Annotated in this window: 13 protein-coding genes and 3 pseudogenes; 8 read left to right on the top strand and 8 right to left on the bottom strand. The window is 59.9% G+C overall.

Annotation, left to right across the window (positions count from 1 at the left end; translation table 11 throughout):
* Positions 1-8: 8 nt before the first annotated feature.
* Both BLU35_RS28255 and BLU35_RS28250 read left to right on the top strand, forming a co-directional pair.
* The gene (locus tag BLU35_RS28255) at positions 9-1313 is read left to right on the top strand and encodes an epoxide hydrolase family protein (protein ID WP_093235450.1); all 1305 of its coding nucleotides are present in this window, start codon (positions 9-11) and stop codon (positions 1311-1313) included.
* Positions 1314-1607: 294 nt separating this feature from the next.
* On the top strand, positions 1608-2063 hold the full coding sequence (locus tag BLU35_RS28250) for a DUF6130 family protein (protein WP_093235449.1): 456 nt from the start codon (positions 1608-1610) through the stop codon (positions 2061-2063).
* Positions 2064-2414: 351 nt separating this feature from the next.
* Here the strand turns inward: BLU35_RS28250 and BLU35_RS28245 are convergent.
* Both BLU35_RS28245 and BLU35_RS28240 read right to left on the bottom strand, forming a co-directional pair.
* Positions 2415-2642 (bottom strand): annotated as a pseudogene (locus tag BLU35_RS28245) (transposase); the annotation flags it as partial.
* A 325-nt stretch (positions 2643-2967) separates the two neighbouring features.
* The gene (locus tag BLU35_RS28240) at positions 2968-4725 is read right to left on the bottom strand and encodes a phospholipase D-like domain-containing protein (protein WP_093235448.1); all 1758 of its coding nucleotides are present in this window, start codon (positions 4723-4725) and stop codon (positions 2968-2970) included.
* 136 nt (positions 4726-4861) lie between these two features.
* Here BLU35_RS28240 and BLU35_RS36770 point away from each other — a divergent pair.
* Positions 4862-4948: pseudogene (locus BLU35_RS36770) on the top strand (ArsR family transcriptional regulator); the annotation flags it as partial.
* A complete protein-coding gene (locus BLU35_RS28235; protein WP_093235447.1) occupies positions 4932-5435 on the top strand; it encodes an SRPBCC family protein in 504 nt (167 codons plus the stop codon). The pseudogene BLU35_RS36770 and the gene BLU35_RS28235, both read left to right, overlap by 17 nt.
* Before the next feature lie 376 nt (positions 5436-5811).
* On the opposite strand, the gene BLU35_RS28230 is transcribed toward BLU35_RS28235, so the two are convergent.
* Positions 5812-9960, bottom strand: coding sequence for a PAS domain-containing protein (locus tag BLU35_RS28230; protein WP_093235446.1), 4149 nt, complete (start codon positions 9958-9960; stop codon positions 5812-5814).
* Between the two features lie 585 nt (positions 9961-10545).
* Here BLU35_RS28230 and BLU35_RS28225 point away from each other — a divergent pair.
* The 4 genes and pseudogenes from BLU35_RS28225 to BLU35_RS28215 all read left to right on the top strand — a co-directional run bounded on the left by BLU35_RS28225 (position 10546) and on the right by BLU35_RS28215 (position 15326).
* On the top strand, positions 10546-13551 hold the full coding sequence (locus BLU35_RS28225; protein WP_093235460.1) for a PAS domain-containing protein: 3006 nt from the start codon (positions 10546-10548) through the stop codon (positions 13549-13551).
* Positions 13548-14180: pseudogene (locus BLU35_RS36390) on the top strand (response regulator transcription factor); the annotation flags it as partial. The gene BLU35_RS28225 and the pseudogene BLU35_RS36390, both read left to right, overlap by 4 nt.
* A 9-nt stretch (positions 14181-14189) precedes the next feature.
* Positions 14190-14582, top strand: a complete 393-nt coding sequence (locus BLU35_RS36385) for a response regulator (protein ID WP_286161654.1) — start codon at positions 14190-14192, stop codon at positions 14580-14582.
* A gap of 105 nt (positions 14583-14687) precedes the next feature.
* Positions 14688-15326, top strand: a complete 639-nt coding sequence (locus BLU35_RS28215; RefSeq protein ID WP_057248366.1) for a response regulator transcription factor — start codon at positions 14688-14690, stop codon at positions 15324-15326.
* Between the two features lie 340 nt (positions 15327-15666).
* Here BLU35_RS28215 and BLU35_RS28210 read toward each other — a convergent pair whose 3' ends face one another.
* The 5 genes from BLU35_RS28210 to BLU35_RS28190 all read right to left on the bottom strand — a co-directional run bounded on the left by BLU35_RS28210 (position 15667) and on the right by BLU35_RS28190 (position 19756).
* Entirely contained in the window at positions 15667-16302 is a 636-nt protein-coding gene (locus tag BLU35_RS28210) for a response regulator transcription factor (RefSeq protein WP_093235444.1), read from the bottom strand.
* 127 nt (positions 16303-16429) lie between these two features.
* On the bottom strand, positions 16430-16903 hold the full coding sequence (locus tag BLU35_RS28205) for a RidA family protein (RefSeq protein WP_058323737.1): 474 nt from the start codon (positions 16901-16903) through the stop codon (positions 16430-16432).
* A 103-nt stretch (positions 16904-17006) separates the two neighbouring features.
* Positions 17007-17858: an alpha/beta fold hydrolase gene (locus tag BLU35_RS28200; RefSeq protein WP_093235442.1), complete on the bottom strand. Its 852-nt coding sequence runs from the start codon at positions 17856-17858 to the stop codon at positions 17007-17009.
* A 278-nt stretch (positions 17859-18136) separates the two neighbouring features.
* Positions 18137-18499, bottom strand: coding sequence for a hypothetical protein (locus BLU35_RS28195; protein WP_176907472.1), 363 nt, complete (start codon positions 18497-18499; stop codon positions 18137-18139).
* Positions 18500-18826: 327 nt separating this feature from the next.
* Positions 18827-19756 (bottom strand): MBL fold metallo-hydrolase, encoded by a 930-nt coding sequence (locus BLU35_RS28190; protein ID WP_093235439.1) that lies wholly within the window; start codon positions 19754-19756, stop codon positions 18827-18829.
* Between the last annotated feature and the right edge of the window lie 277 nt (positions 19757-20033).

The raw sequence follows: 20033 nt of genomic DNA, 5'->3' as shown, positions 1-20033 counted from the left end.
GAAACGAAATGACCAAGTTTATGAGGACCCTTGCCGCCACCGCTGTAACGACCATACTGTCAACAACCGCTGTCGCTCAGGTGGCATATGCCACCGCTGTGACCACCACCATCAGCCAAGACGCCTCGATCCGTCCGTTCCCGAAAATCCACTATTCGCAGAAGGCGCTCAACGACCTTCGCAAGCGAATTTTGGCGACCCAGTGGCCCGAGAAGGAGACTGTACCGGACTCGTCCCAAGGTGTGCCGCTGGCGACGATGCAGGCGCTCGCCCGATACTGGGCGAAAGACTATGACTGGCGCAAGGTCGAGGCCAAGTTGAATGCCTTGCCCCAGTTCGTCACCACGATCGACGGGGAAGAAATTCACTTCATCCACGTCCGTTCGAAGAATCCCAATGCGCTGCCGGTGATCATCAACCATGGCTGGCCGGGTTCAATTATCGAGCAGATCAAGCTGGTCGGCCCACTGACGGATCCGGCAGCGTTCGGCGGCAAAGCCGAAGATTCATTCGACGTGGTGATCCCGTCGATGCCGGGATACGGCTTCTCCGGCAAACCGACTGCGACCGGGTGGGGTCCCGAGCGCATGGCCAAGGCCTGGGACGTGCTGATGAAGCGCCTCGGCTATCAGCGTTATGTCGCCCAGGGCGGCGACTGGGGCGCCTTCGTCGTGGACCAGATGGGCTTGCAAAAGCCTGCGGGGTTGCTCGCCATCCATACCAACATGCCCAGGGTTGTTCCGGCCGACATCGACAAGGCGACCCTGGCCGGTGATCCGCCGCCATCCGGTCTCTCAGCCGAGGAGAAGCGCGCCTACGAGCAGCTCCTCTATACGTACAAGCATGTGGCAATCTACAAGGTGATGGCGGAGCGGCCCCAGACCTTATACGGCCTTGCGGATTCTCCCGTCGCCCTCGCTGCTTATATGCTCGACCACGGCGACAACGGCAGCCAGCCCGCAGCGGCAGTCACCGAGGCCCTTAGCCGCCGCCAGAGCGCCACCGGCGAGCTAACGCGGGACGAGATCCTCGACAACATCACGCTCTACTGGCTGACCAATACGGGCGTGTCCGCGTCGCGCCTCTATTGGGAATACAAGGGAGGCTTCTTCAACGCGAAGGGCGTCAAGATCCCGGTAGCGGTGAGTGTCTTCCCCGGCGAGCAATATGAGGCGCCGCGCAGCTGGACCGAAAAGGCCTATCCCAACCTCATCTATTACGACCAGGCGGAAAAGGGCGGCCACTTCGCTGCCTGGGAGCAGCCGATGATTTTCGCTCAGGAGCTGAGGGCGGCGTTCAGATCGCTGCGCTGAACTGGAGGACGCGGACGACGGTTTCCTCCCGCCGTCCGCGTCCGCTCTAACTGCCTAGCTGCTCTGGGCTTCATCCAAATCGCCGACCGTCGAAGACAGCATCCACTTCGTTTTTGCCGCTGCCGATTGCCGCCTCATCGTGTCACGCTCGGTAGCCTTCAGAGTGCTCTGTATCTCTAAACGTCCAAGCGGTTGGATCGCTACATAAGCTTTCAAAATCGCCGGGCGCCAAAACAATGGCGATACATTGAGGTCGTCTCATGTGACCGTCAGTCATCCAGTCACGAGAGGTCTATGACCATGCTCATCAAGACGCTTGCCGCAGTTGCTGTCGCCACCTTGCTCGCCACGGGCGCCTTCGCCCAAGGCACCGGGGAGGTCCGCACCGCCCCGGTGTTCTTCCCCATCAAGAGCGAACCCCCACCCAAGCTGATCGTGGAGCCTCCGCTTCCCGAAGCGTTGGCCCGGGGCGCCGTGCTTATCCCGTACCGAACCGAGAATTTCCGTATCGTATCGGTGCTTGGAGCGGGCGCGAGTACAGTGTCTCCACGAGTCGGGCATCTGCACGTGACGGTCGACGACCTACCGTGGCGGTGGGCGGAAACGGGAGACACCAGCACGGTCGTCGTGGTCGGGCTGCCCGCCGGCGAGCACAAAGTGCGGATCGAGCTCGCGAGCCCCGAGCACAAGGTCTTCGCCGGAAAAACACTGGCGTTCACGGTGCCTGACACTGCGTCTCATCCGCACTGAAGACTACAGCGCCGCGCGTCTTGTCAGACACGCGGCGCTGTCCGATATGCCGCTGGCGAAAGTCGACAGCGATCGGGATTCCCGTTCAGGCTTCGCGGCGAAAAGGCAGAGGGAAGCCAAGGGAGCTTTTCTTACGAGCCCTGTAAGGGCTTGTTGCGCGTATCCGCCCATCACCGGCCATCGGTCTCGCCAACAGCTTCATGTGTCACCGGTCTCAATAGGCAGATTTGGCAGATTCCATGTCGCTCGCATGGCGATCGCATGCGAGGTCAGCGAAGGGCTTGTTGCTTAGTTGTTCACCTTCGGGAGAATCTAATCCAAGTGCAACATTGACGAGTGAAGAGTAGGGCACTACGCGCATTCGCGCAAATGCGCCATGAAGACCGCGGTGGGCGTTCGATAGCCCAAGCACTTGCGCGGGAGCGCATTCATATGGTGGGCGAGGGCGACGAGCTGTTGCTGACTGACAGCGGAGAGATCGGTATCGCCAGGCATGAAGCGGCGGATGCGCTTGTTGGTGTTTTCTACTGCACCTTTCTGCCAAGGCGCGCTGGGGTCGCAGAACCAGCTCCGCGCGCCATTTCTTTGATCGGCACTTTGCGTTCGACAAAGTGGAAGAGGCGGCGTCGATCAGTCAGATTCAGCTGCGAATAGCGTCGGGACATTCCAAAATCTCCAAGGGGAAACCATTGAAATCATTGGCATGTCGCACTTCAAATTAGAATGTACCCGCCCGTTACAGAAGATCGCATAATGTATCGTCGGGAACGGTTAGAGCCGATATCGGCACCATCACCAACGACTCCCCGGCGCGTTCATCGATTTTGCTAAGCAACCAGTTTATCCCGACGCAATCATCCCGAGACGATGTCCCGATCAGTGCCGGGCATCATTGCCAGCGGCTTTAGTCGGCACGTGCGAAAAGGTGCCGATCGCGAGCGCGCACTGGATCGGTCCAGTCACGCTCGAACCAGGCAGCTTCACCTGCCTGCGGCGGGAATTGAAGCTCGAGAGGGTGGCCGGTATCGTCTCCATCTTCGGCGGCGACGCGGAATCGATAGTGGTCGTACATCCGTAGCGCCTCGATCATGTAACTGGTCGCCACCGTGCGATCGCGGACCAAGACCAGATTTTCGCCGTTTTCTGAATCGGCCGGTTCGGAGAAATTGTATGAGCCGAGGTAGACCCGCGCCGTCGGCTTGTCGAAGTCGAGGACGATGAATTTGTGATGCATCCTTGTTCCGCGCTGATTGCCGTGGACGCCGGACAGCCCGGATGGTTCAGTTAGGAACGGCGGCGGGACGTTGCCCGTCAGTGCAGCGGCCCGCACCACGCGGCGACGATTGTCGGGGCTGAACACCGTCAGTCCGAGGTTATCGGCTGCGACCCGCCCATCCGCAATCCCCATGACATGCACATCCGGCTTCCGCAACGCTCGCCCCAACGCCGGGCCGATCGGTCCCCGCGTCGTCTGGCCAAGGAATGCAAGCGAAAAGAATACGCTCGAGCCGGCCGCGTCGATATCGGCGCCGATCTCATTGAGGAGTCCGTTGGCTTCGCTGTGCGGTGAAAAGGCAACCTTGGCGTCTATACCCTCCAAACCCAGGTCATGCCAACCGACGGAGCTGGCCGAGGCCATGAAATCCGCGGCACGCCGTGCCGTGAAGTAATTCTCGAAGGCGACGAAATAGTCTTCGACCGCCGTCGCACTGTGTACGGCGAGGCTATTGTTCGATTGGACATAAAAACCGCGCCAACTGTGGTTTGTCGAGCCGTAGATGACCGTGTTGAGGCCGCCCCCGCGAACCGCGATCGATTTGTGATGCTGCAGGTTCGCCATGTTCTGGCGCTTCACGTTTGCCGCTCCGGCCGAGGCGATCAGGCGCTCGGACGCATGGGTCTCGGGCGAGTCCGGACGTCCGTGTCCCTTGGTTCGGGCACTGTCGTCTATGATGACCTTGAGATTTGGACCGAGTGCTTCCAGCCGCTCGACGACTTCCGGAAGGTTGAGGTCGTACGCAATGACGCGGACCTCTGCGCCTGCGTCGCGCGCGCGTTCAAGCAGCGAGAGTGTTTCCGCGCGCGCTTCGAACCCCATCCAGCCGAACGCTCGCTCGGCATCGGTATGGGTGGGCACGAATGTCAGGCCCTCGTCAGCATCGGGCGGCACAAGCGTAATCAATTCTCCGCCGGCAGCGAAGTTGCGCACGAAGGCTTGCGATGAGACGAAACCTCGAGTGAAGGCGACGTTCATCTTGCCAGGGATGGTTTCACGCAGCAGAGCGAGCTCCGCCTCCTGTATCTCGCCGGCAGTGAGCATCCCGTCGTCGCCCATGAACATCGGCATCACTCGATAGACGAATGCGCCAGGTAGATTTGCATTGAAGGGAAAATGCACCCAGCGGAACTTTTGGATCGGCGCGTCTGTGGTGCGAATGCCGTCCTCGGGGACGTCCTGGCCGGGGAAACCGATGCGATTGCGCACGTTCTTGAAAAAATCGGTCCCCGGCTCGCGATACTGGATCGCAAATCCGACGAAGTTGGTCGGCGGCCGGCCACCCCTCCAGTCCATGCCCAGAAGCAGCATGCCGTCGCCACGGTGGATGGTGAGCGAAAATGGTGCCGCAGCGTTCTTGCCAGTGACCCGATAGTTCGTATCCACGCGCACCTCCCCCAATCGACTGGGGGGAAATCTATCACGGTTGTGCGACAGTATGGAGATGCCCGATAAAGTTTAACTCCAAGATTGGCACAGGCGCATTAAAAGGATCTGAGCGCGTCGGTTCACAGCGCGCGATCGCAAACTCTTCGAGGCCCGCTTCGAAGCATTGGACGAAATTGTCGGCGAAATGAAACTGGAGGGAAGCGATGAATCAGCAAGTTGACAGTGCAGGTGGCGCGCAGAACCGCACGTCAGTCGAGCGCAAAGGGGATCGCGAACTCGTCGTAACGCGGACATTCGATGCGCCGCCGAGCGCGGTTTACAGGGCCTGGAGCCAGCCCGAGCTGTTCCAGCGCTGGTGGGTGCCAAAATCGGCATCCGGCATTTCGCTCGTATCGTGCGATATGGACGTCCGTACCGGCGGCAAATATCGGCTGGAATTCGGCGCCGGCGGTTCGGACACCATGGCCTTCTACGGCAAGTATCTCGAAGTGGTGCCGAACGAGCGCATCGTCTGGACCAACGACGAGGGCGAAGAGGGCGCGGTCACGACCGTAACCTTCGAGGACCAGGGCGGGAAGACGCTGCTGACCTTCCACGAAATCTATCCGTCCAAGGAGGCACTTGAGGAAGCACTTCAGGCCTCGGCGACCGCATTGCCGGAGCAGCTGGAACAGCTCGACGAATTGCTTTCCAGCAAAGACGAGTAGTCGGAAAACTCGCCTCGGGGGAACGTATGCTCTTGGGAAGTGACTCCACCAGCCTTTCCGGCCCGAGCGAAGGCCTGTCAGCGGCGGGGGCCGAAAGGAGACGGACTGCCTTTGGAGTGCACGCGATGAAAGTTGACCTGCGTTCCCACTAGAACAGATGGCCGGTAGTCTTGCGAACCACATCATTGGCAACGAGAAGGGGGACGCTCCTCGCACGCAGCGCTGTCTCAGATCAGGACACGACGATCGCCTTGGCTGCTACCCGCCCTGTGTTGGACACTCCTTACCGCTGGCTGAGCGGCATCCGACGCTAACGGCAGTCGGAGATGAAGACTAACAGCGTGATTTTTTTGCACGCGGCCCTGTGAGGCAATCGTCATGTCGTTGGGTTGGTTTCGATCGGCAATGTGAAAACAAACGTCGATCCATGGGGTTCGTTTTTTTCTGCCCACAGACGTCCGCCGTGAGACTCGACGATCGAACGGCAGATCGCCAACCCCATGCCCATGCCGTCGTTCTTCGTGGTGAAGAACGGTTCGAAAATCCTGTCGGGGTTTTGGACCCCAGCGCCCCAATCGCTGACAGCGATGCGGATCGTGTCATCGATACGCGTCGCATGCAGGCTGACCATCCGCAGATCCGCAGTGGATGCCATCGCCTCTATGCCGTTTCGGATTAGGTTGACCAGTATCTGTTGAAGCTGGACGCGATCCATGGCGACCGGAGACAGGTCACCTTCGACATCGACCTGTATGCGGACGCGGCGCCGCATGGCCTCCTCGGCCATAAGGCTGCGCACTTCGGCAATGACTCTGTCCACCGTTGTGCTCATCCCAGGTTCAACCGACCTTGTGAACAATGCACGGATGCGGCTCACGACGTCTGCGGCGGCGTTTGCATCGCGAGTAATGCGTTCCACCGTCCTTTGCGCTCGCTCAAGGTTTGGCGGATCAGCAGATAGCCAGCGTTGGCACGCATGCGAATTTGTCACGATCGCTGCCAACGGCTGGTTCACCTCATGGGCGATCGAGGCGGAAAGTTCGGCAAGGCTAGCGGCTTGAGACGCACGCGCGAGACCATCGCGCGCAGCCCGCAAATCTTCCTGGGCCCGAACTTCGCTGTCTATGTCAATGCAAATGACGTTCCACTGGACGATCAGCCCCTCTGCGTCCCTCATGGGCGCTGCTCGGGTTTCCACCCAGCGATACTCTCCGTCCGACCGACGAAGTCGATGCTTCTGCGCATAGGGCGTGCCGGTCGACAAGGCATGGCCGCAGTTCTCATGGACCTGAGGCATATCGTCGGGATGGACGGCAGCACCAAGGGCGCCCGACGGCCTTGCTTCTCCCGAGGCGTCCGGCGCTTCCAACTTGTACCCCAGGTACTCGCGAAGCTGTTCGCTGCGGTAGACAGGATCACCGTTCGGGTCGGTGCATTCGACCATCGCAGGCAAGGTTTCAATGAGCTGTCGAAGCGAGCGCTCACGCTCGCGCAAGACCTGTTCTACACGGAGCTGATCGTCGATGTCGTGACAAATGCCGAACCATTGCAGGATCTGACCGGTGGCGTCCCGCAAGGGGGCGCCGCGGCCCGACATCCAGCGATAGACGCCATCGGCGCGGCGTAGCCGGTAGTTTAAGGAGAAGCTCTCGCCAGTGACGAAAGCCTCTCTAAGCGTGGCATCCATCTTCGCTGTGTCATCCGGGTGAAGCGCGGCCGTTATGGCAGCGGCGAGAACGCTGCCGGTCCCCTGATAGTCCTTCACGTCGTGGCCCAGGAATTCAATCAGGCTCTTGCTGAAGAAGACCGGTTCCCCATCCGTGTTTAACCGCCAGAGTGGGCTGGGCACCATATCGACCAGCTGCGAGAGTTCGCGTTCCCGATCGAATAGCCGTTGTTGGACGCGCACTTCGTCGTCGACATCGATGGCAACGGCATACCACTGCACGATCGTCCCGCTTTGATCGCGCAATGGCTCGCAGCGTCCATCCACCCAGCGGTATGCGCCGTCGGCGCGCAGCATGCGATATCTGTTGGAGAATGGTTCACCGGTGGAGAAGCCGTGCGTGGCGTTCTCACGCACGGAGGCAATATCGTCTGGATGGACGACAGAACGCATCATCGCGCCCGCGCGGGGCATGCCCGGCTTGTTCACGTCAACGGCATCGAATCCGAGGAAGTCCACCAACCGCTTGTTCAGAAAGCTCAGTTCACCGCTGGCGGTCTGGCGGGCGATGAAGGCCGGCACCATGTCGACGAGCAGGGATAGCTCGCGCTCGCGATCGTGCAATGCGTTTTGAGCCCGCATCTGATCGTCGATATCAAGCGAAACGCCATACCACTCCTCGATCTCTCCTTCCTGATTGCGACGAGGTTCGACCCGGCATTCCACCCAGCGATATCCGCTTTCAATTTCAAGCCAACGAAAGCGCAACGTCGCGCTACTGCCGGTTTCGAAACATCTTTGCAGCGTGTCCCCGACGGCCGAAGCGTCGTCCGGATGGATCAGCTTCTGAAGCAGACTTTCGATACTCTGCTCCCCGTGCGCTTCGAAGCTTGTGACAACCGAGCGGAAACGGTCTCGGAACTGTTTGTTGAAGTAGACTGAGCCGGTCGATGGCGTCGCGCTCCAGATGCGGACCGGCACTGCGTCGATCATCAGTTGAAGCTGCCTCTGACTACGGCGCAATGCGTCCTCGGCGTGGGTCAGATCATCGATGTCATGGCAAATGCCGTACCACTGAACGATCCGCCCTGATTGATCCCGCATTGGCTCTGCCCGGCTCGACATCCAGCGAAAGACGCCATCGGCCCGGCGCAGGCGATACCGCATAGCAAAGTCTTCACCGGTTTCGAGGCAATGTCGAAGCAGGTCGACGAATGCACCTGCCTCGGCGGGATGCACGGAGGCTTCGACCATGGCTGTCAGTCGGGTTTTTCCCGGTTTGTCCGTGTCACAAATGTCCAAGCCGAGAAAGTCGACCATGCGTTTGTTGAAGAAGGTCGGCTCGCCATCGGGGGTCAAGCGCCAAACGTGACTTGGCACCATGTTCACAAGGTGCAGCAGCTCCTGCTCCCGTTCGCGCAGTGCTGCCTGCGCGCTTACTGCGTCTTCGATGTCGACGGAAACGCCATACCATTGCAAGATCGTTCCGGCCTCGTCACGCAAGGGTGCAGCCCGGCTCTCGACCCATCGATGGGGACCATTTGCGCGCCGCTGACGATATCTGCCCGCAAAGGTCGTGCCCGCCTCGAAGGCGCGTTTCAGCGCCTCATCGGTGGCAGTGCGGTCATCCGGGTGAATGTCCGTCAAGGATCGTCTTCCGTTGGCCGCAACCAGATCCGTCAGCGCCAGCCCGGTCGTGTCGGTGGCCCACTTGTTGAGGTAGCTCGGCGTTCCGTCAGGCGTGGCGCTCCAAATGAGAGCCGGAACGGCGTCGATCAAGCGTTGCAGCCGGAGTTCGCTTTGACGAGCGGTGGCGAGTGCCAGTTGGTGCTGCCTGGAAATGGCTGCGACGACAAGCGCCGAGAATGCGGAAATGACGAGGAAGAGCTGCAGCATGACCTGCTGTTGCCTTTGCGATCCGGCATCACCGATAAACTGGCTGTCTCCGGATATCGTGAGCGCCATCGTAATCAGCGTCAGGAGCGTCAAGGCGACAGCGGCACCTCGGAATTCGAAACGTGCGGAGGCCCAAAGCAGAAACGGCAAAATGATATATGGAGAGGGGAAGAAGCGAGCACTCAAGGAAAGGGCGGCAACGCCCAGGAAGATGAGGCAGAGAACGGCAGCCTCCGTCCAGCGTTCGACAGATAGATTTGACTCTCCGCGCCAGGAGCGGACGAGGACCAGCACCAATGGTGCTACCAGCAAGATGCCTGTCGCATCTCCAATCCAGAACAGTGGCCACACGGACGCGAATGTCTGGGATTTCACGCCGAACCAGGCAAGGGTTGCGCTCCCGACGGTCGCGCTTGCGAATGGTGCTACTCCCGCCCCCAATATGACGAAAGCCAGGACCTGCTGGAGGGTTTCCAGTCGGACGGGGCGACCTGTGGCGCTGCTTACGAGCATCGCACCCACCGAAGCGCAGAGCGCGTTGCCGACGAAGATCAAAAATCCTGCGGGAAGTGGGCTGTGAAACCAGACAAGCTGGGCAAACATCTCGGCAAGGCAACCGCTGACGATCCACCATGGCCAACTGTAGGGAGAGGTGAGGATGAGTGTCGCCATAAATACGCCGCCGGGAGGCCAGATCGAGACGGTGATGCCCGGGACGATAGCGAGCACATTCGCGAATCCGCAGCCCAGCACGTAGGCTGCGAAGAACGCGACCAGATGCAACAGCTGTGGGCGGCTTGATCGAAACTGCCGCCACTGTGAAGCAGGCCCGAGGGACGGTCGGTCGGTGGGCGCGCGCGGCAACGCGCTCGCCGCGGGCCCTGGCGACGTTCGCTCGCGCCCCTGAATAGGCTGGCTGACTGTCTCTGAATGGCTGTCGCCAACTCTAGAAGCTGATTCCATCGGCTGCTCCGATCGGACAGAGAAAGCCTGGGCGCAGTAGGCCCTACCAAGGCAGTATAAACGCATTCGGATCGGACGAACCATTCACCCGTTTCCCTTGATCCTATCGCAATCACAGCCATGCCGCAGCCTATGGAAGTCCATGATGCCTGCGTGCGGTTTCACGCAGAACCTCGACCGAGCGCTTCGAGACGTCGCGGCGATCGGCAGGTGCGCCGGTCGATCGATCGGAACCATGCCTTGCGGGTGGTGACAAGGCTATCTTGACGAAGGCTGGCTCATCTGCCGGTCTCGCGACGAGACGATAGTCCCGTTTGTGCCGAAGCAACCATCTATCGGCCTGGCTGCAGTGCATTGGGGAACCGTCTTGCCGTCCAGGTCGCGCTGCCAGACGAGGCCGAGAGTTAGTCTTCGCCTATGCGCAGGTACAGCTTAGAATACACTGCCAGTTGTCATAGATTTCCATAGGATGCAGGGGAGACGCGGCGAGAATAGGATGGGCGGCTAGTTCGCGCAGTCCGGATATCGAGAACGACTGCTATGCAGAGCGCTGATAGTGGCTTCCTCGTCCTGCAGGAGAAGGCAATGACGAAAGCGTTCGACACACCTGACGAAATCGGGCTGGAAGCAATGCAGGCGGTGCGGATCATCGAAAGTGTGGTCGGCAACGCTTGGGCTGCGAACCCGGCCGGTGAGATCGTTTGCGTCAGCCCTGCGGTGCTGTCGCGGCTGGCCCTGACGCTTGAGGAGTTCAGCTCACAGTCGGATGGTGGTCCTCTCGGCTGGAGGAGAATGATCCATCCGGACGATTACGGACGGTCAATGGCGCTCTGGCACTGGTGCCTTGGATCGGGCGAGCACTTCAATATCGAGCATCGAACTCTGCGCAAAAGCGGCGCTTACGGTTGGAGCCGCACGTCTGCTCAGCCCTTGCGCGATGGTGATGATCGTATCCTTGGCTGGTACGGCGCCATAATCGACATCGAAACGTCCGCCGCGGCTACGCGTTTTGCCGATGCGGCGGAGGCGGCCGTGCAAGAATTGCCAAACTCATTGAGCGGAATTCACCCCGACGATCGAACTGCAGCGGCTCATGCCGCCGCGCGTGCGTTCTGGACGGGCGTTCCCCAGGTGACCAGGCACAGACAGCGACAGCCCGACGGCAAGTACCGGTGGACGGAAACCCGTGCCGAGCCCGGGTACTGCGTCAGCATCGACATCAATGAGCTGGTGACGGATCGCGAGCCTCGGATGGTTGCGGCATCCGATACCACTACCGAACGAGAACCGATACGGTCTGCGAGAGCTGTCGAAAGCATATTCGGCAACGGCTGGGCATTCGATGCGCACGGACGCTGGATCTATCTGCATCCATTTGCACAAAGCTCGCTCGGGGTCACTCCGGAGCAACTGAACACCTCGATTGACGAAGGACATACTGCCTGGAAGCAACTGCTGCATCCGGACGATTACGAGCGAACCGCGGCAGCATGGAAGCGTTGCCTGGAAACGGGGAATGATTTTAACGTTGAGTTTCGCTTCCGCCGCGTGTCCGGAAGTTATGTCTGGGCGAGAACTGCCGCCCGGGCCGCCCGCGACGCCCAAGGCCGCATCGTGGGGTGGTTCGGCATCGCGCTCGACATCGATGTTTACAAGAAGACCGTTGAGGCGTTGCGTGGCCGAGAGCTGGAGCTCTCGCAGCTTGTTGACATGGTCCCGGTTCACATCCGCCGACTGGCACCCAACGGGGAGCCGTCCTTTTTCAATAAGCGCTTGCTTGATTTCTTTGGATGGAAGGATCTCGCGCAGCTGGAAACACTGGCTGGCAGCAGGCTGGCGACGGCGATGCAAATGCTCGTGCATCCGGACGACTCCGCTCGCCTGCTGGAAGCGGTCCGCCATTCCATTGCGACAGGCGAATCTTACGGAATGAAATACCGTTTGCGCCGCTCGGACGGCGTGTACCGTTGGGTCGACGGACGCGCGGCGCCTCTGATCGATCAGGAGGGGGCGATCGTAAACTGGTATGCAATCTCGATAGACATCGATGATGAAATGCGTGCGCAAAACGCGTTGCGCGACCGAGAAAGGGAGCTCCTGCAGCTCGTCGACATCGTTCCCAGCCTGCTTTGGCGCCTGAACCGTCAGGGCGAGCCAACGTTTTTCAACAAGCGGCTGATGTGCTTTCTCGGTCTGGATGGAGCGAGTTCCGAGCAGCCGGAGCCGAGCCGCCTGGCGGCCGCCTTCGGAGCGTCCGTGCACCCGGACGATGCTTCCGGTCTCGAGGAAGCACTGAGCCGGTCCGTCGCCACCGGCGAGAACTTCTCAAAACGGTTTCGCCTGCGCCGGTCGGATGGCGTCTATCGCTGGGTTGAAAGCAATGCAGAACCCTTGCGCGACGATACTGGACAGATTGTGCAATGGTACGGGCTGTCACACGATATTGACGACCAATTGCGCGTCGAGGAAGCGCTGCGCGAAAGGGAGCGATCACTGTGGCAACTGGTTGAGACGTTGCCGGCGATGATCGACTGCGCCGCACCAAACGGCGAGCCGGTCTATCGCAGCCAACAGTTGCGGGAATTTCTCGGGTATAATCTTGAAGACCTGGATGGAACCGGGAAGTCACGGCTCGACGCAACGCTTGATGCCGGGGTGCATCCCGACGATGTCGCGGGCGTCAAGGAGAAGTATGCGCATTCCCTGGCCACCGGCGAACCCTACGCGCGCAAGCATCGTCTACGGAGGTTTGACGGTGCTTATCGGTGGGTCGAGACCAGAGCGGCCGCCATGCGCAATCTGGAGGGCGCAATCGTCCAATGGAACGTAATTTGCCTTGATATTGATGGAGAGGTCCAGGCCGAGGACGAATTGCGTCTTGCGCAGGAGAGACTTTCCAGAGCCAGTCAGTCGGCGAGCCTGGCCGAGCTTTCCGCATCAATCGCCCATGAAGTGAACCAACCATTGGCAGCGATCGTGGCCAACTCCAACGCCTGTCACCGTTGGCTGCTGGCCGAACCACCCAATCTCGATCGGGCAAAGATCACAGCCGAACGCATCATCCGTGACGCCAACTCTGCCGCAGAAGTCGTCAGCCGCATCCGCGCGCTGTTCAGACAGCGCGTCGAGCCGCAGAGCAATACCGATCTCGTCAACGTGATTGCCGAAGCCGTTCATCTCATCACGGAGGAGGCCATGCGCCGTCGCGTCCGCGTCGACGTTAATATCGAGCAAGCCCTCCCGAACGTTGCCGTGGACCAGGTGCATATCCAGCAGGTTCTGGTGAACCTCATACGCAACGGCATGGACGCGATGGAAGGCACCGTTCACGAACGCGTCGTAAGTGTCCGCGTCCATCGAGCGGGGAATTTTGTTGCAACCGAGGTCAGCGACCACGGCACGGGTGTCGATTTTCCTGAGCGAATATTCGAATCCTTCTTTACGACGAAAGTGAACGGAATGGGGATGGGCCTGGCAATTTGTCGTTCGATCATCGAGTCGCACGGGGGGCGGCTATGGGCACAAAACAATGAAACAAATGGTGCAACCTTCACGTTTACGTTGCCGATTGAAGTGGAAGCGGCGGCATGACGAACGACGAATACACAGTTTTCATCGTCGATGACGACAATCGGATCCGCGAGGCTCTGTGCGAGCTTTTGGCCTCACACGGTATCCAGTCGATCGCCTTCGGTTCGGCCGGAGACTATGTCAATTCAGAGAAACCAGACACGCCAGCCTGCCTGCTGTTGGATATCGAGTTGCCGGACATCAACGGTCTGGATCTTCAAAGTGAAATAGCGACAGGGGAACATCCACCGATCGTATTCATAACCGGTCACGGAGATATCCGTTCGTCGGTGCGCGCCATAAAGGATGGCGCGGTGGACTTTTTGACCAAACCGTTCACCGACGCGGACTTGATGGCCGCCATTCACACGGCCATTGCCCAAGACGAGGAAAGACGAGCCGAGCGCGCAGAGTTCGCAAAGCTGAGGCGGCGCTATCTCGACCTGACACCGCGCGAACGCGAGGTGCTGCCGCTGGTCATAAGCGGGCTACTCAACAAGCAGGCGGCCGCAGAACTCGGCATCAGCGAGGTGACCCTGCAGATCCACCGGCGAAATGTGATGCAGAAGATGAAGGCGGGCTCTTTTGCCGACTTGGTCCGGATCGCGGAACGTTTGAAGATCCCCATCACGCATGCCCGCAAGACCGGCGTGAAATCGATGGCTTTGCCGCATCGGCAGGTCGTCGCGATTGTTGACGACGATCCGAGATTGCTGGAGTCGCTGGAGGACCTTTTGGAGTCGGCCGGTTACTCGGCTCGCAGCTTTTCGTCGGGCCGATCGCTTCTTTCCGCTGGGCTACCGGGTTTGGATGCGCTCATCACGGATATCGGCATGCCGGGAATGGACGGGTTCGAACTTAGAGACTTGGTAAAGAGGAAAGAGCCGAGTCTGCCTGTTTTCCTGATGACTGGACGGCACGAGATCGCCGATCAGCTGAGTGTGCACGACCGGACTTGCTGCTTCAGAAAACCCTTCGATGCGAAGGTTCTGCTTGCCACGCTTGCCGCTGCATTGTCCGACCGAGACATGGAGGGGAGCGATGAAGCCTGAACTGCTGCTCAAACCGACGGTCGTTTCGCACGCGCACCGTCAAAGCGAACGCCCGCTCGTCGTGATCGTCGATGATGCGCGCGGGATGAAACAGAGGCCAATCTGATGCAACACGCTCAAACCAAGGCGGAAAAGCTTGCGGAACCTATCGTCTACGTCGTTGACGACGACGAGGCGATGCGGGAAGCGTTGCTCGATTTGTTCACGGTGACCCAAAAGCGGGCGACTGCCTTCTCGAACGGTCCAGAGTTCTTGGAGACTGCCGACATTCAGGCGCCCGGTTGCCTTGTCCTGGATCTGCGTATGCCGGGCGGCACCGGCCTGGACCTACAGGAACATCTCCTGCTTGCTGGGAGCCGGCTGCCTGTCATCTTTCTGACGGGTCACGCAGACATTCCGACAAGCGTAAAGGCGATGAAGGCTGGCGCCATGGATTTCCTCACCAAGCCTTTCTCCGACCAGGATCTCCTCGAGGCCGTAGATCGTGCCATAAAGCTCGACGCCGAGCGCCGCAAAGTCGAGGCGGAACGCGACCGGATCCAGGCGCTGGTGGATACCCTTTCTCCTCGCGAGCAGGAAGTGATGTTTGCCGTCGTGAGTGGCCTTATGAACAAGCAGGTGGCCTACCAACTCGGCATTAGCGAAATGACCGTAAAGCTCCATCGGATGAGCCTTATGCGCAAGATGCAGAGCCGTTCGCTGGCAGATCTCGTTCGGAAAACCGAACAGCTACGACGCAATTGAGCGACGCGCGGACCCGCAGGATTCGACCCTAGTCAAGAAAAGGAGGCCGCCTGCCCTTGGGCAAACGGCCCCTCGGTGTGCCGGCCTTGGGCGGCCGTGCCGCGGGGAGGGGACTGCGGCACTCAGATCATCACCTCCTGACGAAGGTGCCGGCCAAGGATGGTACTGGAAGCCTACCGTCTTTCACGCACCTGCATCACTATACGTTCGTTTAGCGAAGCGGATCGCGACGCGAAGCCGGTTGTTTGTTGGACACATCACGCTGCGGACCGCAATGGGGCCAGGACGGCCGGAAAAGAGGCGCGACCGACTCTTGCAGTCGCAAGCTCAGGCAGCGACCTCACTGAAGCAGTTCCGACTTCCTTACTAGGTCGCTGAATGTACGGGCCTGCATCTTCTTCATCGCGCTTGCGCGATGAAGCTTGACCATGATTTCGCTGATCCCCAGTTCGTATGCGGCCTGCTTGTTCATGAGACCTTGGGTGACAAGCTTCATTACCTGCCTCTCGCGGGGGGTGAGGCTGGCCGCGCACTGGCGGGCGTGTTTTCGCCTTGCAGTCACTTCCCGCTGCTTTTTTCCTTCCTCCATAGCTGCGGCCACCGCACAAAGCAGGTCATCCACCTCGAAGGGTTTCAACAGGAAATCGACGGCTCCCGCCTTCATGGCAGTGACGCTCGTCGGGACGTCTCCATCGCCGGTCATGAAAACGATCGGAAGGTCGAAGCCCGCATCCGACAGTTTCCTTTGATACTCGATACCGCTCATGCCGGGCAGTTTCACATCGAGCAACAGGCACCCTGCGGCCTCCGGGTCACCCCTTTCGTCGAAATCCGCGGTGTCGACGAAGGCTTCGGCCTGTATTCCTGAAGAACAGAAGAGTTCCAGCAGCGCCGAGCGAATCCTTTCATCGTCGTCGATGATGTGGACTATGTTCACGTCGGTGGCTGCTTCGATGGGGTTTGAGCGTTCGGGCATTGTTTAGCTCCCTTGATCGTCAGGTACCAACATCCACCCATTTTATCCGACGTGGTTCTGCTGGCTATAAAACGAAGGTTTGCTCTACCTCGACTGTCCGCCCGGTTGACCAGCCGCTGGCTTGGTGTCAGGCGCCGCAAAGCGAAACGCACGGTGCGATCGCCCGAAAGGTGACCTCGATCAGTTGTTCGGGAAATGCCAGGCGGGAAACCCCAATGAGGTTGCTCGCACATTCAGGCACCTCGGCTCCATACATCTCCTTGCGGACCTTGCCAGCAGCCGCAAATGCGGCATCGACATCGAGCACGTAGAGTGTCTCTTCGACCACATCGTCGAGTGAAGCGCCGAATTCGGCAAGCACGGCGACGGCATTGGCGTAGGTCTGCCGCATCTGCTCTTCCATGGTTGAAAAATCGACCGGTCTTCCGGATGGATCCAGTTTTGCCGGTGCGACGAGGTTGCCGGCCCAGTCGTGGCTTAGCTGGCCGGAGACATAGATGATGCCTTTAACCTGCACGGCCTGAGAGTAGCCGTAGGCTTTTTCCCAAGGCACACCGAAGTTTGCGGTCCGTTTTTTCGGGGAACACATGAAATCCTCCATTCCTTCCGGGTAGGCGGCGGCCGCAATTCGCAACCGCTCGAAGCTCAGTTCTGTTTCAGGTCACGTGTGGCGACGAAGGGCGCCGAGGCGCCCTTCCAACTCTCTACTTGGTGATAAAGCTGAGAATGTCCTGGTTGATGACGGCCGCGTGCGTGGTCGCCATGCCGTGAGGGAAGCCCTCGTAGATCTTGAGGATGGAGTTCTTCAGAAGTTGAGCTGAACGGGGGGCGGAAATTGCCAGCGGAACGACCTGGTCGTCATCGCCATGCAGTACCAGGGTCGGCACGTCGATCATCTTGAGGTCTTCGGTAAAGTCGGTTTCCGAGAAGGCCTTGACGCCAAGATAGTGGGCATTGGCGGCTCCCATCATCCCCTGTCGCCACCAATTGCGGCTTACGGCTGCAGATGGTGTGGCGCCAGGACGGTTGAAGCCGTAGAAGGGTCCGTTTGCGATGTCGTGATAGAGCTGCGCCCTGTTGGTTGCGAGCGCCTCGCGGTAGCCGTCAAGCGCTTCGATCGGGAGCCCCTCGGGGTTGGTCGGCGTCCTGAGCATAAGCGGTGGTACCGCGCCGATCAGGACGAGCTTGGCCACGCGGCCCTCGCCGTGACGGGCGACGTACCGGGTCGCTTCGCCACCACCCGTCGAATGCCCGATATGGATCGCGTCGCGCAAATCCAATTGCCGCACAAGAGAGGCTACGTCGGAAGCGTAATGGTCCATGTCATGGCCACCGCTCACCTGCTCGGATCGCCCGTGGCCACGGCGGTCATGGGCAATGACGCGATAGCCTTTTGCGAGGAAGAAAAGCATCTGGTTGTCCCAGTCATCTCCGCTCAACGGCCACCCGTGATGGAACACGATCGGCTGCGCGTCGCGTGACCCCCAATCCTTGAAGAAAATCCTGGTCCAATCTTCTGTCGTTACGTATCCGTGACCGGGTTGCTCGGCTGTCATGGCCAATCCTTTCTGGCTGGTTTTGCCGCATCAAATGATGCGTTCAAGCCGCGATGCTCAGCTCACGAAACACGGCCCTGACGTAGGCCCCTTCGCTAACACAAGACCGTTTTGACCCCCTGGCAGGAACCGTATTTCGGCGGGAGTAGCGGCTGGCAGGCGGCGTGAAGACGCTAGCACCTGGCGCATGGCGGGAAAGGTATACCTTGGTTTCGACGATCTCTCGCAGGCCGCATGGACCCTGATGGCGTGGTCACGAAAAGTGGCGTTGCGGCAGCCTAACCAAACGTCACGCCGCTGCCCGGACTTTCAAGGCGCAAGGCATACACCTCGATCGAGGTTGCGATGCAGTCCACCATATGAGACCCGAGGCGTTCGGTTTGCGCATGGCACCCTGCAGTGTCCACGAACTCTTGCGAGAGAAGTGCGGGACGGCGCAGGCGTTTGGTGAGTGCCTCGAGCTTGAAGGCCCTGTTGACGGCAGAAGCGATCACAGTGAAGTCGAGACGGTGTCTTGAACCGATGTTGCCGTAATTGACAGCGCCGAGGTGGATGCCCAAGCCGAAGCGCACGTGGTCGTCTTGCAGCCAAAGGCGAGACGGAGCCTGATACCCCTCCCGGACCGCCGCGATCGGGTCCATGCAGGCTTCCTTACGATCCATCGGAAAAATCGTCTCCGATAAATTTCAGGATTTCTCCGCCATGCTTTTCAATCGGTTCTCCGACGGCGTCGAAGAAGCTGTTCACCGATAATATGCGGCTGCGATCGCGTCCGCTTCGATAGGGAGTTCGAAGCGGCGGCTCTCAGGGTTGTCTAGAACACGGTGCGGCAAGTTTAGCCTCCTCGCTGCTAACCAGGGTCAACGGCCGATCGATGCCTCGCGGCGAAAAAGCGCCGTACGGGGCAACAATCGACCGTTGCTCAGGCCAAGGCAGTCGCCTGGTTCATTCCTGACAGAAGCTCTCGGTCAATAGTCCCACCAAGCCGGAACCCAGCGGTAAAGGTCGCCGGCGGTTGCGACACGGCCGACCGATGGGAACGGCATGTGTGTTGAAACCAGCCAGGAGCCAGTCTCCGCAAGCTCACGCATAAGCCGCAGCCGGACTCGGGTCGCCTCTTCAGGGTCGTGTTCGAAGCCGTTGTGCCACTCGGGGTGGTCGAAGGAGACGGGGAACAGGGCATCGCCGCCGAACATCAGCCGCTCGCCACCGGACGAAATGCGGACCACGCTGTGCCCGGGGGTGTGACCGCCGGTACGAGTGACCACCACGTCCGGTGCCACTTGGGCCTCTTCGTCAAAAGTCCGCAGATTGCTGCGATACGCTTTCAGAAAATCGAGGGACGCCTTGCGCGCCAGATCTGCGAGCGCCGGTGGCATGGCGGTAAGCGAGAAATCGGGCGCCTGCCAGAACTTGGTCTCGGCGGCGCACACGTGGACGCGAAGATCCGGGCGCATGCGCTCCTTCACGCCTTCTACGAGGAGCCCGCCGACATGGTCGAAGTGCATGTGCGTCAGCACCACGTCGGTCACGGCGGCAAGACTGACGCCGGCGGCTTCCAATCGATGGACGAACTGTCCGGCCCGCGGGAAATCGGGATACTCTTCGCCGAGACCGCTGTCGATGAGGATCGTCTGGTCGCCGCTGCGCACGACAACGGCGTTCAGCGCCCAATCGAAGGCAACCTTTGACAGAAACCTGTCATCGAGCCACGCGCCCCGCACCTCGGGGTCGGCGTTGGTGGCCATCGACTCGGCCGGTGGGGTCAAGATGCCATCGCTGATGACCAGTACGTCGATGTCACCGACCCGTACCGCGTAGCGTGAAGGAACCAGTTCATCCGGCGCGGGTCTTTCTTGCGTGACGATCTTTCGGGGAATTGTTTGTGCATTCGACATGATGCGCTCCTGTTTTCGCGGTTGAAATGTGCCGGTCAGGTTACATCGCGGAGTCTAGGTTCGGGTCTTTTGGCGGTCGAGCTACACCTGAGTATGGAGCTGCTCGTGCTCGGCCCCCGTGAAGCGAGTTCGTGCGCTTCGATCGGCGCGACACGCGCACGCTTTGCTTCCATGCTTGTCAACGGTGGATCGAGCGAATGTCACCAAACATGCGTATAGTTTCGGCGGTCAATTCAATCGCCTAGCCTGGGTGCACTATGCGCAGGCGGCCGTTGCT

The organism is Sinorhizobium sp. NFACC03, from assembly GCF_900103435.1.
Taxonomy (GTDB): domain Bacteria; phylum Pseudomonadota; class Alphaproteobacteria; order Rhizobiales; family Rhizobiaceae; genus Ensifer.
This window is presented reverse-complemented; position numbering and strand designations above follow the sequence as displayed.